Here is a 12691-nt window from a genome sequence, read left to right on the forward strand (position 1 = left end):
TACTTTTTTTCTTTCTTTCATACATTTTTAGTAAGAGTGTGAACGGAGGGAAGAAAAATGTGGCGAAAAACTTGGCAAAACCGCGTAATGTCTCACATACAGGAAAACTCTTCATTATATATATTTAATGCTGTTTTATTATTGATGGGAGTAATATTTGGAGCTATTCTTGTGAATAGTTTACAAATGAATCAAAAGCAAGATTTATCATTTTATTTACAACGTTTTTTTGGACAAGTTTCTAAAGGAGAATTTGCTATTGCAGGCGAAATGTTTCGAGAAAGTTACTTTTCGCAATTAAAATATATCGGCTTTATTTGGATTTTAGGGATTTCAATTATTGGGTTGCCCCTCATTTTTATTTTATTATTTGTAAAAGGAGTAGTTGTTGGATTTACAGTAGGTTTTTTAGTAAGTCAGCACGGATGGAATGGATTATTATTAGCATTTGTATCTGTATTGCCGCAAAATTTAATTATCATTCCAGTCTTTCTCGTTATGACAACAATTGCTGCAAGCTTTTCCTTACGTATGATTAGGCATCAGTTTATTAGGAAAATAACCGAGCCACTATTACCATTATTAATTCGTTATACATGCTTCTTTCTAGTGATCGGAGTGGTGTTAGCTCTTGCTTCTAGCGTTGAAGCATATGCATCACCAGTTTTAATGAAAGAAGTTGTTGAGGCTATTAACAAAAAATAAATACTTTTTGAGAATAATTATCAATTTGTTTTTATTGTTTTTCTTTTGACAGAAGCCCTTCTTCTGATATAATGGTGTAAGAGTGGCGAGGAGGGAGTAGTACCGAATGGAAGAAAGAATTGAACGAATTAAGAAGCAATTACATGCAGCGAGCTATAAATTAACACCGCAACGTGAAGCAACAGTTCGTGTGCTGCTAGAAAATGAAGAAGATCATTTAAGCGCAGAAGATGTTTACCTCCTTGTAAAAGAAAAGTCGCCAGAGATCGGATTAGCAACCGTCTATCGAACTTTAGAGTTATTATCTGAGTTAAAAGTTGTCGATAAGATTAACTTCGGAGACGGTGTTTCACGCTATGACTTACGCCAAGAAGGTGCGCAGCGTTTCCACCATCATTTGATTTGTACACAATGTGGTGCTGTACAAGAAATACAAGAAGATTTACTTGGTGAAGTGGAAAGGAAAGTAGAACGAGATTGGAGCTTTAAGGTGAAAGATCATCGTTTAACATTCCATGGGATTTGTAAAAACTGTCAAGAAAATGAAACGGATGAAAAATAACCTTTTCCTATTTATCTAGGAAGAGGTTTTTTATTTGAATAAGGTATAAATTGGTGAAAGCTTGGCATATGTTGTAATAACTTATATTTTGGAGGAATTTACAATGCGCCGAGCTTTAAAATTAACTTTTGATGGAATAAAAGTATTTTTATTATTTACAAGTTGTACGATTTTGTTTTATTTCGCTATACTATGGATAAATGAAGAATACGAAAGCTATCATCGTTATGAAAAGCCAAAAGAAGAGACTGTAGAAAAAGTATCAGGGAATGAAGAACCGGCAAAGGATGCTTTCGTAAATAGAATGATGTTTTTCTATGAAAATGGGGAGTAGTGTAGATTGGAAGATCAATTAAAAGATTTTATTCATTATATGATTGTCGAAAAGGGACTAGCGAAAAATACAGTAGTATCTTATGAACGTGATTTAAAAAGCTATGTAAAGTATTTGCAAAATGTAGAACAGATGAAAACCTTTCATGAAGTGACACGTTTGCATATTGTTAACTTTTTGCAGTATTTAAAAGAAAACGGAAAATCTTCGAAAACATTAGCACGTCATATTGCATCAATTCGTTCATTTCACCAATTTTTACTTCGTGAAAGAGCGGTAGAGCACGACCCATCAGTACATATCGAAACGCCGCAAGGAGAACGAAAGTTGCCAAAAGTATTATCAATCGATGAAGTAGAGGCGTTACTGCAGACACCAAAAATGACAAGTGCTTTTGGGATTCGTGATAAGGCAATGCTAGAGTTATTGTATGCAACAGGACTTCGTGTTTCAGAATTAATTGCTTTAAATTTAGAAGATGTACATTTAACGATGGGATTTGTTCGCTGCATTGGGAAAGGGAATAAAGAAAGAATTATTCCATTAGGAAGTTTAGCGACAGAAGCGATTCAAAAGTACATTGAAAAAGGAAGAAGAGAATTGATGGGTAAAAAAGTAGTAGATGCACTATTTTTAAACCATCACGGTAATCGATTATCAAGGCAAGGTTTTTGGAAAATATTAAAACGATTAGCGAAAGAAGCGAATATTGAAAAAGAACTTACACCTCATACGTTACGTCATTCTTTTGCTACGCATTTATTAGAAAATGGGGCAGATTTACGTGCGGTACAAGAAATGCTTGGACATGCAGATATTTCAACGACGCAAATTTATACGCACGTTTCAAAAGCTAGATTAAAAGATGTATATAAACAGTTTCATCCGAGAGCATAGTTACTATGCTCTTTTTTCATAGATTAAGAAGAGTAAGCCGTTTCACAGAAACTTCACAAACATTTCGTATATTGTTTTCAGCAGAAGACTGGAATATTACAATGTATTTCCTCTATACTAAATAAAGTATAAAGGAGGAAATGATGATGAAAAAACTGATTATAACTTTATTTATCGCGATGCTAGCGTTGGCTGGCTGTAATACAAACAAAGAAGAACCGAAAAAAGAACAGAAACTTGAAGCTGTAAAAGTAGCAGTCCAAACAAATCCGAAAGAAATTAAACCAGGTGAAAAAACAGAAGTACAAGCACTTGTTACACAAGGAAAAGAAAAAGTAACAGATGCTGATGACGTAAAGTTTGAAATTTGGAAAACTGGTGACGAAAAACACGAGATGTTAAATGGTAAGCATAAAGGAAAAGGTGTTTATGCAGTAGAGAAAACATTCGAAACGGATGGCGTATATCATATTATCGCTCATACAAATGCACGTGAAATGCATGTAATGCCAGAAGTAAAAGTCGCTGTAGGAAACGCAAAAGTAGAAGATGCGAAAAAAGAAGAGGCACATGGTGATCATAAAAGTGACACAATGATTCATCTTATGGCTGGTGACATAAAAGCAAATGCTGAATCAACGATGAAAGTTCATTTAAAGCAAAAAGAAGAAGCGTTAACTGGTGCTGAAGTGCAGCTTGAGATTTGGAAAGATGGCGTTGAAAAGCACGAATTTATTCCAGCAAAAGAAGGGAATAAAGGAGAGTATGAAAGTAAACATACTTTCAAAGAAAACGGTGCTTACAAAGTGAAAGTACATGTAAGAAAAGGCGAACTGCATGAACATAAAGAAGAAACAGTAGAAGTAAAATAAAAAGTAGCTCTTTAGAGCTGCTTTTTATTTTTATATGAAGAAATAAATCATAAAATAATTAGCACTTCTTCGCCGAATGGATTACAATAGAAGTGTGAATAAAATAAGAAATTCTACGAAAATGTATTAAAAAGAAAGCGTAAACATGTTATGATATCAATATCAGATGTCTGACATCTGACTTAGAAAAAACTAGAAATGTTTTTGAGTCGTTTCAAGTAAAACGAAATAGGTTAGAGAATGATTTAAAGAAGTACTGTTTGACAATGAGAAGGAAAGAGAATTCTTATGAATAACAGTTTCACTTTATAGCGTTTTGAACATACTACAAGAAGTAGAACTGAACTTATAGGAGGTCGCAGTTATGAATAAATATAAACGTATATTCCTAGTCGTAATGGACTCTGTAGGAATCGGTGAAGCACCAGATGCTGAACAATTTGGTGATCTAGGTTCTGACACAATTGGTCACATTGCTGAACATATGAATGGATTACAAATGCCAAACATGGTGAAATTAGGTCTTGGTAACATTCGTGAAATGAAAGGTATTTCTAAAGTAGAGAAACCACTTGGATATTACACAAAGATGCAAGAAAAATCTACTGGTAAAGATACAATGACAGGACACTGGGAAATCATGGGCCTTTACATTGATACACCATTCCAAGTGTTCCCTGAAGGATTCCCGAAAGAATTACTTGATGAATTAGAAGAAAAAACAGGCCGTAAAATTATCGGTAATAAGCCAGCTTCTGGAACTGAGATTCTTGATGAACTTGGTCAAGAGCAAATGGAAACAGGCTCTTTAATTGTTTACACTTCTGCAGATAGCGTACTACAAATTGCAGCACACGAAGAAGTAGTACCACTTGATGAGTTATATGAAATTTGCAAAATTGCACGTGAATTAACACTAGATGAGAAGTACATGGTAGGTCGTGTTATCGCTCGTCCATTCGTTGGAGAACCAGGGAAATTCACACGTACACCAAATCGTCATGACTATGCATTAAAACCATTTGGTCGCACAGTAATGAATGAATTAAAAGATAGCAACTATGATGTTATTGCTATCGGTAAAATCTCTGATATTTATGATGGTGAAGGGGTAACGGAATCACTTCGTACGAAGTCTAATATGGATGGAATGGATAAGCTTGTAGATACATTAAACATGGACTTTACAGGTCTTAGCTTCTTAAACTTAGTTGACTTTGATGCATTATTTGGTCACCGCCGTGATCCACAAGGATATGGAGAAGCACTGCAAGAATATGATGCACGTCTTCCAGAAGTATTCGAAAAACTAAAAGAAGATGATTTATTATTAATTACAGCAGACCATGGTAATGATCCAGTACATCCTGGTACTGATCATACACGTGAATATGTACCGTTATTAGCATATAGCCCAAGCATGAAAGAAGGCGGACAAGAATTACCACTTCGTCAAACATTTGCTGATATTGGTGCAACTGTAGCAGAAAACTTCGGTGTGAAAATGCCAGAATACGGAACAAGCTTCTTAAACGAGCTAAAGAAATAGGGGGATAAACAAATGAATCGTGAACTTATTACAAAATCAGCTTCATACTTAAAAGAGAAATTTCAAGAAACACCACAAGTAGGACTAATCCTTGGATCTGGACTAGGCGTATTAGCAGATGAAATCGAAAATGCGGTAACAGTGCCTTACAGCGAAATTCCTGAATTCCCAGTATCAACTGTAGAAGGACATGCAGGTCAATTAGTATTCGGTACACTTCAAGGTGTAACAGTAGTAGCAATGCAAGGACGTTTCCATTTCTACGAAGGATATGACATGCAAAAAGTAACATTCCCAGTTCGTGTTATGAAAGAGTTAGGTGTAGAAACTGTTGTTGTAACGAACGCGGCTGGTGGTGTAAATACATCGTTCGAGCCAGGTGACCTTATGTTAATTTCAGATCACATTAACTTCATGGGTACGAATCCATTAATCGGACCAAATGATTCTGAAATGGGTGTACGTTTCCCTGATATGTCTACATCATATACGACAGAACTTCGCGAAATGGCGAAACAAGTTGCAGCAGACTTAAACATTAAAGTACAAGAAGGTGTATACGTTGGAATGACAGGTCCTGTATATGAAACACCTGCTGAAATTCGTATGCTTCGTACACTTGGCGGAGATGCAGTTGGTATGTCAACAGTACCTGAAGTAATTGTAGCTCGTCATGCTGGTATGAAAGTACTAGGTATTTCTTGTATTTCAAACATGGCAGCTGGTATTTTAGATCAGCCACTTCACCATGATGAAGTAATTGAAACGACAGAACGTGTTAAAGCAAACTTCTTAGCATTAGTAAAAGCTATCGTAAAACAAATGAAGGGGTGACCTCACAATGAGAATGGTGGACCTAATTGCAAAAAAACGTGATGGACAAGCATTAACGACAGAAGAAATTAACTTTATTGTTGAAGGATATACAAATGGTGATATTCCTGATTATCAAGTAAGTTCACTTGCAATGGCAATTTTCTTCCAAGATATGAATGATCAAGAACGTGCAGATTTAACGATGGCAATGGTAAATAGCGGTGATACAATTGACTTATCAGCCATTGAAGGGGTAAAAGTAGATAAGCATTCAACAGGTGGAGTTGGTGATACAACGACACTTGTATTAGGTCCATTAGTAGCTGCTTTAGGTGTACCAGTTGCGAAAATGTCTGGGCGTGGTTTAGGACATACTGGTGGCACAATTGATAAATTAGAAGCAGTTCCAGGATTCCATGTGGAAATTGAAAATGATGAATTCATGCGTCTTGTAAATGAAAATAAAATTGCTGTTATCGGTCAAAGTGGAAACTTAACACCTGCTGATAAAAAATTGTATGCACTTCGTGATGTAACAGCAACAGTAAACTCAATTCCGCTTATTGCAAGCTCGATTATGAGTAAAAAAATTGCTGCTGGTGCAGATGCAATTGTTCTTGATGTGAAAACTGGAGCAGGTGCATTTATGAAAACAGATGAAGATGCAAAACGTTTAGCAGAAGCAATGGTACGTATCGGTAATAACGTTGGCCGTAATACGATGGCTGTTATTTCTGATATGAGTCAACCACTTGGTGAGGCTATTGGTAACGCATTAGAAGTACAAGAAGCAATTGATACATTACAAGGTAAGGGACCGAAAGATTTAGAAGAGTTATGTTTAACACTTGGAAGTCAAATGGTATACCTTGCTGGGCAAGCTTCATCTTTAGAAGATGCGCGTGAAAAGTTAATTGAAGTGATGAACAACGGTAAAGCGTTAGAATCTTTTAAAACGTTTTTATCAGCACAAGGCGGAGATGCATCTGTTGTTGATGATCCTTCTAAATTGCCACAAGCACAATTTAAAATTGAAGTAGAAGCGAAAGAAGACGGTTATGTATCGGAAATCGTTGCAGATGAAATCGGAACAGCAGCAATGCTTTTAGGAGCAGGACGTGCAACGAAAGAATCTGAAATTGATTTAGCAGTTGGCTTAATGCTTCGTAAAAAAGTAGGGGATAGCGTGAAAAAAGGTGACTCCCTTGTTACGATTTACGCAAACCGTGAAAATGTTGAAGATGTAAAAGCGAAAATTTATGAGAACATGAAAATCTCTAAAGAACACGTAGATGCACCAACTTTAGTACACGGAATTGTAACGAAGTAATAAAGTGAAACTTTAATCAGCGTGGGCTTTATCCCCACTGATTATTACCCTTCACTAACCGGGCGTTTATGAGCAGTTGATCCCAGACCTAACTTCTTTGCTTTCGCTGAATGTTGAGGTAGGGGTCTTACTGTACGTTAATACGGGATAAAAAAAGGCTGAGGAGATTTCTCCTTGGCTTTTTTTACTATTTTTTGTTTATAATAATAATGGGTGAAATTATGATTAGAATATGTGCAGTAACAAAAACAGATGAAGTATTATATGACGTTTCGCTAGAAGAAACAACGAAAGGCCATATTGTATGGTATTGGCTAGATTTATATAAGCCAACGAAAGAAGAGTATACATATATTTTGCAAGACCATTTTAAGTTCCATCCCCTTGCAATTGAAGACTGTATAGAATATGTACAGAGGCCAAAGGTTGATTTTTATGATGGATATAATTTTTTAGTTCTCCATGGATTTGGTGAGGATGGATTAGAACCGCATGAAATCGATTTATTTATTAGTGATCGTTATATTGTTTCTTTCCATTTTTCTCATAACAATGCAATCGAAAGAGTATGGAAAACACTTGGCGAAAAAAAACGTATTAAGAAAGGTCCTTTGCATGTGGCACATACAATTATTGACCAAATTGTAGATGACTATTTCGCACCTGTTTATTACATTGAAGACCATTTAAATGCGATTGATGATAATTTAACGGGTGAGACAGCAGGAAGCGTGTTAGAAGAGGTATTTGATATACGTGCGGATTTATCTAAGCTAAGGCGGACAATTATTCCGATGCGTGATTTATTGTATCGTATTTTAAATTCAACTCGTTTTTACGGCATAAGTGATCATGAGATTTACTTTAAAGATATACATGACCATTTGCTTAAATTAACTGAAATGATTGAAGCGAGCCGAGAGTTGACGGCAGATATTCGGGATAGCTACTTTTCATTAAACTCACATCATATGAATAACATTATGAAAACATTAACTGTTTTCTCTACTATTTTCATGCCACTAACATTTATTGCAGGAGTATATGGAATGAACTTTTCACATATGCCAGAGCTTGGTGGGAAGTATAGTTATTTTATTTGTTTGTTGTTAATGGCGTTAATTGGTGGCGGAATGATGGCCTGGTTTTATAAAAAAGGATGGTTTAAATAAAAAAACACCGAGGTATTCACCTCGGTGTTTTTTTATTTAACCAATAGCATGTAATACAAACATGGCTAAGAATAGGCATGTAACGATATACATAGATGGTGCGACTTCTTTACGCTTTCCAAGTGCAACTTTTAAGATAGGGTAAGCAATAAATCCGAACGCAATGCCATCAGCGATACTATATGTGAGCGGGATCATAACGATAATTAAAAACGCTGGAAATCCTTCTGAAAAGTCGTTCAGAGGAATTTGTTGAATGCTTGTAATCATCAGACCGCCAATAATAATTAAGATTGGTGCAATGGCACTATCAGGAATTAATTTGACAAACGGAAGAGCGAACAGTGATGCAAAGAATAACATCCCAGTAACGATAGACGTCAGACCTGTCTTTCCGCCTGCTGTAATACCTGCGGCACTCTCTACTGTTGAAACGGTAGGACTTGTGCCAAATAGACCACATGTCATTGCTGAAATCGCATTGGCTTGGTAAGCACGTGGGAATTTGCGGTCATCTTCTAATAAACCGTGCAGAAGTCCCATGTTCTCAAAAATAAGCACCATGCTTAAGGAGAATGTTGCAATCCAAAACGGTAAGGAAGAAAGTTTCCCAAATGACATAGCTCCAAACACATCGCCGTAATTAGCGAATGAGAATGAACTATTTCCCATTTGACTCGTATCAACAAGACCAAATAGCCATGCAATACCAGTTCCTATTGCAATCGTCCATAAAAAGTTTCCACGTACGTTACGAATAAATAATACAAGTGCAACGATAAGAGTAAGCAATGTCGCAAGAACGACAGGATTACTTAATTTCCCCATTGCAACAGCAGTATTTGGATTCGAAACGACTAAACCACCTTTTTGCAATCCGATAAATGCTAAAAACAATCCGATACCGACAGTAATAGCTTCCTTTAATGACTTTGGAATCGATACTGAAAGCACGCGAGCAATTGGTGTAAACGCAGCAATTGCAAAAATAATACCAGAGATAAAGACAGCTGCTAATGCTTCTTGCCAAGTTAAACCGAGCGTATGCACAGCTGTGTACGTGAAGAATGCATTTACACCCATACCTGGGACAAGAATAGCAGGTGCATTTGCCCAAAATGCCATGAGCAGACATCCGACAAATGAACTGAAAACAGTTGCTAAAATTCCAGCTTCAAGTGGAATGCCGGCATCCGATAAGATTGACGCATTTACAATCATAATATATACGATTGTGAAAAATGACGTAACTCCAGCTAAAACTTCTTGTTTTGGTGATGTTTCGTGTAAGCCTAATTTAAATGTTCTTTCAAGTATTCCTTTCATGTTAAACCTTCTTTTTCATATCCCTCTCCCACCCGTGATATCTCTTTTGTAAGAGCTCACCGTCCTTTATTATATCAGAACATCATGTTTTTACAACAAAGAAAATGATAACGTTTACTTATAAACGAAATTATTTATAAATACGTAAAAATAGCCCGTATAGTTGAAATGATTTCTAATTCTCCCGATTGAATAGGTGGAGCTGTTTGTGCATGCAAAGTAGCATAGGAAGCAATCTCCCGTGGTAATTGAGCAGATTCTTCAACGAGTGAGAGGGGGACAGGATTAATATTTAAATTGTATGTACTCGCAATAGCACGAGCTTTTTCTACCGCTTGATGCAGAGCCTGAATAAGAGCTTGCTCATAATATTTATTTGGATGAGATATTCGAAAACGTAAACCTTTTGCTACGTTTGCTCCATTTGAAACGGCTATATCATATACTTCCCCTGCTTTTTGTACATTTAAAACGGTAATTTCATACAAATGTTCCACACGATATCCTTGTAGTAACGCTTTATCATTTACATACTCGTATTGAGGAGTGATCGTATAAGAAATCGTTTCTATATCTTTATCAGCAATACCAAGCTGTTTAAGTGCATCCAGCAATTGTTTTGATTGTACTGCATTTTCTTCTTGCGCTTGTTTCACATTTTTACTATCAGTTCGAATGCCAAGTGTTAATAGAACAACATTTGGTTTCGCTTTGACAACACCTTCACCTTGTACAGTAATAGTCGCTTCTTTACCAGTATTAGCTGTGCGTACGTTGTGTAAATAAGGATTCATTCCACCCTGCATTTTCCATCACCATCCTTTTTATATGTATATGTGTGAACAAAAAAGAAATTTATATGAAAAAAGTTACATAAATGAGAATGTTGAGGAAAGAAAGCATATACAACATAGGTATTTATAGATTATAATATGTGTAAATATGATAAAAAAGGGACGAGGCTAGTGAACGAAAAAAGAGAAACACTGATTTTAGATTTATCCGCATCATTTCGAAAGATGATACGTTTATTACAAAATGATATTAATACACGCTTTGCAGAACATATGCCATATAATGAATTTTCTGTATTACGTGCGTTATTTTTAAACAGTCCACAGATGGCTTCGCAAATTGCGAGTGAAGTAAACGTAACCTCCAGTCATATTACAGCTGTTACAGATCGTCTCGTACGAAAAGGGTTTGTAGAAAGAAAGCGTTCAAATTCAGACCGTCGTATCGTGTACTTAGAAATTACAGAACACGGAAGAGAAGTAACTGAAAAACTTGAAGCTGTGCGTAAGGAATACTATAAAGAGAGATTTAAAGGTTGGAGCGACCAAGAAATAGAAATGGTATTAGAATTATTTGGCCGCGTATTATAATAAATGAGGATAGGAAGCGAAAGCTTTCCTATCCTTTTTCTTTTGAATAAAAATATTTTGAAACTCCAATACTTTAATTAAAAAGAATCGGAGTGAAAAATTATGAAACGTATTTTTACGCTTTTCATTATGATTGGAAGTATGTTCTGCTTTAATAAGTTCGTGGATGCCGCAACGCCAATTCATGTCGTTCAAAAAGAATTACAACATATTTCAAATAAGCAACCTGTTTTATATTCAAAACTATGGATTCGTTCTATGCAGAATGCCATTTTATTTCATCATAGTGATAACATGCGGCATGAAGATACGATAAGCAATGTGACAAAGTCTTCTCTTGTAAAAGTAAAACAACTTCCACTTCAGAAAGCATCACAGTACATCCCGAGATTATCACAATATATTGCTAAGTTTGAGGCTGAAAATGTTCAAGTGTATTATGTTGCAGCTCGTTATGAAGTGAAAAAAGAAAATCCGTATCAGTTAAATGGAATGAATTATTTTATGCAAGTGTTTATTCAACAAGGGGGAGAATGGAGAATTGCTGAAAGTATAGTTGCTCCAACAGATCAAATCGTAGCAAATGGTGACGGATTTGGAACGAAGCAAGAAAAAGAGTATGGGAAAAGAAGAGAGAATGTGAAATAACCTCCTCAAGAAGAGGAGGTTATTTTATTTGAAATTCCAAGAGACTTTCCATTTTAATATTTTAGGTAGAAGGAAGTAGGTAATTATGCTCGTCACGAAAAATCCAATGTAAAAATTCAGTAATGATTTGTCTCTCCCCAAGACTAAACCACCAACTATTCCTATAAAGAAAATAGCAAGGCTCATAACTATTTTTTGAAACTTCGGATATAGTAAGAAACTTCCATTTCGCTCGTTGACTGAACGAACATATAAATATAAACTGAGTGGTAACAAAATAATGATATATATAATAGGTGCAATCAATAATTTTGCTGAAGGGATTTTTGTAAAGTTGGGTTCGTTATGACGCACTCCATTTTCATCAATATAAGAACTTTGTGGATCGTAATCAAAGCGAATAGTAAAATTTTCTGCCGGACCAGAAATCCGCATGTTTTCCATAACCCGATGCATATTGCCATTGTTCTCATGAAAGTCAATATTTGAGTGGACAGCGATGACTCCTGAGATAAGTGTTGGAAGTAATAATGGGAATATGAATATAGCTGCAGTGAGAAGTCCTTGCGATATAAGATTCCCAGTTATTGTCCCTATACATAAGGCAAGTGTATAAATAGCAATTAATACAATTAACATGTATATAAAATAAGAATGGAATGGGGAAAATACTTGATATTTATTATGAAAAGTTAACTTTTTCATAATAGCAAATAGTCCCCAGTTTATACTAACAGCTGCTACAATGTTACAAATACCAAACAACCATTTTGTCATAAAAAGGTGTGAACGTTTAAAAGGCATAGACCAAAGAAAATCGATGGAGTTATTTTGCCTTTCCCAACCTATTAACGTACAAGCTAGAATGATAAGTGCACCACCTTGAAAGATGACAGGGTCCATAAGTAATAAACCAAAATTGTAATGATATACATATTCCCCTTCTTTTTGCATCTTTAGAAGGTATTGTTGTTCAATCGATGCCAAATAGTATTTGTATGACAAATTGTATAAGCTAACGAACCAAAAGAGCCATAAAACATATTTACTTTGTTGATACGTTCTTAGCCATAGTGCTTTTTGAAACATAGGATC

14 protein-coding genes are annotated in these 12691 nt (G+C 35.6%); 11 read left to right on the forward strand and 3 right to left on the reverse strand.

Going from position 1 to position 12691, the window contains the following annotated elements; genetic code table 11:
* Positions 1–57: 57 nt before the first annotated feature.
* From spoIIM to corA, 9 genes are all read left to right on the forward strand, one after another.
* On the forward strand, positions 58–705 hold the full coding sequence (gene spoIIM / locus JDS81_RS03180; protein ID WP_000269108.1) for a stage II sporulation protein M: 648 nt from the start codon (positions 58–60) through the stop codon (positions 703–705).
* A 106-nt stretch (positions 706–811) separates the two neighbouring features.
* A complete protein-coding gene (fur, locus tag JDS81_RS03185; RefSeq protein ID WP_000392657.1) occupies positions 812–1267 on the forward strand; it encodes a ferric iron uptake transcriptional regulator in 456 nt (151 codons plus the stop codon).
* 103 nt (positions 1268–1370) lie between these two features.
* Positions 1371–1601 carry a YqzK family protein gene (locus tag JDS81_RS03190; RefSeq protein ID WP_001250432.1) on the forward strand — a complete coding sequence of 77 codons (231 nt, stop codon included), beginning with the start codon at positions 1371–1373 and terminating at the stop codon, positions 1599–1601.
* 6 nt (positions 1602–1607) lie between these two features.
* Positions 1608–2498 (forward strand): site-specific tyrosine recombinase XerD, encoded by an 891-nt coding sequence (xerD, locus tag JDS81_RS03195; protein WP_000390076.1) that lies wholly within the window; start codon positions 1608–1610, stop codon positions 2496–2498.
* 143 nt (positions 2499–2641) lie between these two features.
* Complete coding sequence (locus JDS81_RS03200; RefSeq protein ID WP_016109062.1) at positions 2642–3370, forward strand: FixH family protein; 729 nt, start codon at positions 2642–2644, stop codon at positions 3368–3370.
* A 364-nt stretch (positions 3371–3734) separates the two neighbouring features.
* The gene (gene deoB, locus JDS81_RS03205) at positions 3735–4919 is read left to right on the forward strand and encodes a phosphopentomutase (protein WP_097953012.1); all 1185 of its coding nucleotides are present in this window, start codon (positions 3735–3737) and stop codon (positions 4917–4919) included.
* 12 nt (positions 4920–4931) lie between these two features.
* Positions 4932–5753 carry a purine-nucleoside phosphorylase gene (locus JDS81_RS03210; protein WP_001078444.1) on the forward strand — a complete coding sequence of 274 codons (822 nt, stop codon included), beginning with the start codon at positions 4932–4934 and terminating at the stop codon, positions 5751–5753.
* 7 nt (positions 5754–5760) lie between these two features.
* Positions 5761–7065 carry a pyrimidine-nucleoside phosphorylase gene (locus JDS81_RS03215; RefSeq protein WP_001243091.1) on the forward strand — a complete coding sequence of 435 codons (1305 nt, stop codon included), beginning with the start codon at positions 5761–5763 and terminating at the stop codon, positions 7063–7065.
* A gap of 209 nt (positions 7066–7274) precedes the next feature.
* Positions 7275–8237, forward strand: a complete 963-nt coding sequence (gene corA, locus JDS81_RS03220) for a magnesium/cobalt transporter CorA (protein ID WP_142316301.1) — start codon at positions 7275–7277, stop codon at positions 8235–8237.
* A gap of 36 nt (positions 8238–8273) precedes the next feature.
* Here the strand turns inward: corA and JDS81_RS03225 are convergent, their stop codons facing one another.
* Complete coding sequence (locus JDS81_RS03225; protein WP_000676245.1) at positions 8274–9563, reverse strand: NCS2 family permease; 1290 nt, start codon at positions 9561–9563, stop codon at positions 8274–8276.
* A gap of 134 nt (positions 9564–9697) precedes the next feature.
* A complete protein-coding gene (locus JDS81_RS03230; RefSeq protein WP_001161464.1) occupies positions 9698–10369 on the reverse strand; it encodes an SIMPL domain-containing protein in 672 nt (223 codons plus the stop codon).
* A gap of 159 nt (positions 10370–10528) precedes the next feature.
* Here JDS81_RS03230 and JDS81_RS03235 point away from each other — a divergent pair, with 159 nt between their 5' ends.
* Entirely contained in the window at positions 10529–10948 is a 420-nt protein-coding gene (locus tag JDS81_RS03235) for a MarR family winged helix-turn-helix transcriptional regulator (RefSeq protein WP_001003306.1), read from the forward strand.
* A gap of 102 nt (positions 10949–11050) precedes the next feature.
* Positions 11051–11596 (forward strand): hypothetical protein, encoded by a 546-nt coding sequence (locus tag JDS81_RS03240; RefSeq protein ID WP_000821091.1) that lies wholly within the window; start codon positions 11051–11053, stop codon positions 11594–11596.
* 24 nt (positions 11597–11620) lie between these two features.
* Here the strand turns inward: JDS81_RS03240 and JDS81_RS03245 are convergent, their stop codons facing one another.
* Complete coding sequence (locus tag JDS81_RS03245) at positions 11621–12685, reverse strand: ABC transporter permease subunit (RefSeq protein ID WP_097953014.1); 1065 nt, start codon at positions 12683–12685, stop codon at positions 11621–11623.
* Positions 12686–12691: the final 6 nt, after the last annotated feature.

This window comes from Bacillus cereus group sp. N31 (assembly GCF_016483245.1).
In the GTDB taxonomy this organism is placed as follows: domain Bacteria; phylum Bacillota; class Bacilli; order Bacillales; family Bacillaceae_G; genus Bacillus_A; species Bacillus_A toyonensis.

What these genes read in the sequence shown, in the direction of transcription:
- JDS81_RS03245 (WP_097953014.1), bottom strand. Translation starts at nt 12,685, where the DNA reads ATGTTTCAAAAAGCACTATGGCTAAGAACGTATCAACAAAGTAAATAT.
- deoB (WP_097953012.1), top strand. Translation starts at nt 3,735, where the DNA reads ATGAATAAATATAAACGTATATTCCTAGTCGTAATGGACTCTGTAGGA.
- JDS81_RS03200 (WP_016109062.1), top strand. Translation starts at nt 2,642, where the DNA reads ATGATGAAAAAACTGATTATAACTTTATTTATCGCGATGCTAGCGTTG.
- JDS81_RS03215 (WP_001243091.1), top strand. Translation starts at nt 5,761, where the DNA reads ATGAGAATGGTGGACCTAATTGCAAAAAAACGTGATGGACAAGCATTA.
- fur (WP_000392657.1), top strand. Translation starts at nt 812, where the DNA reads ATGGAAGAAAGAATTGAACGAATTAAGAAGCAATTACATGCAGCGAGC.
- JDS81_RS03230 (WP_001161464.1), bottom strand. Translation starts at nt 10,369, where the DNA reads ATGCAGGGTGGAATGAATCCTTATTTACACAACGTACGCACAGCTAAT.
- JDS81_RS03190 (WP_001250432.1), top strand. Translation starts at nt 1,371, where the DNA reads ATGCGCCGAGCTTTAAAATTAACTTTTGATGGAATAAAAGTATTTTTA.
- JDS81_RS03210 (WP_001078444.1), top strand. Translation starts at nt 4,932, where the DNA reads ATGAATCGTGAACTTATTACAAAATCAGCTTCATACTTAAAAGAGAAA.
- JDS81_RS03225 (WP_000676245.1), bottom strand. Translation starts at nt 9,563, where the DNA reads ATGAAAGGAATACTTGAAAGAACATTTAAATTAGGCTTACACGAAACA.
- JDS81_RS03240 (WP_000821091.1), top strand. Translation starts at nt 11,051, where the DNA reads ATGAAACGTATTTTTACGCTTTTCATTATGATTGGAAGTATGTTCTGC.
- corA (WP_142316301.1), top strand. Translation starts at nt 7,275, where the DNA reads ATGGGTGAAATTATGATTAGAATATGTGCAGTAACAAAAACAGATGAA.
- spoIIM (WP_000269108.1), top strand. Translation starts at nt 58, where the DNA reads ATGTGGCGAAAAACTTGGCAAAACCGCGTAATGTCTCACATACAGGAA.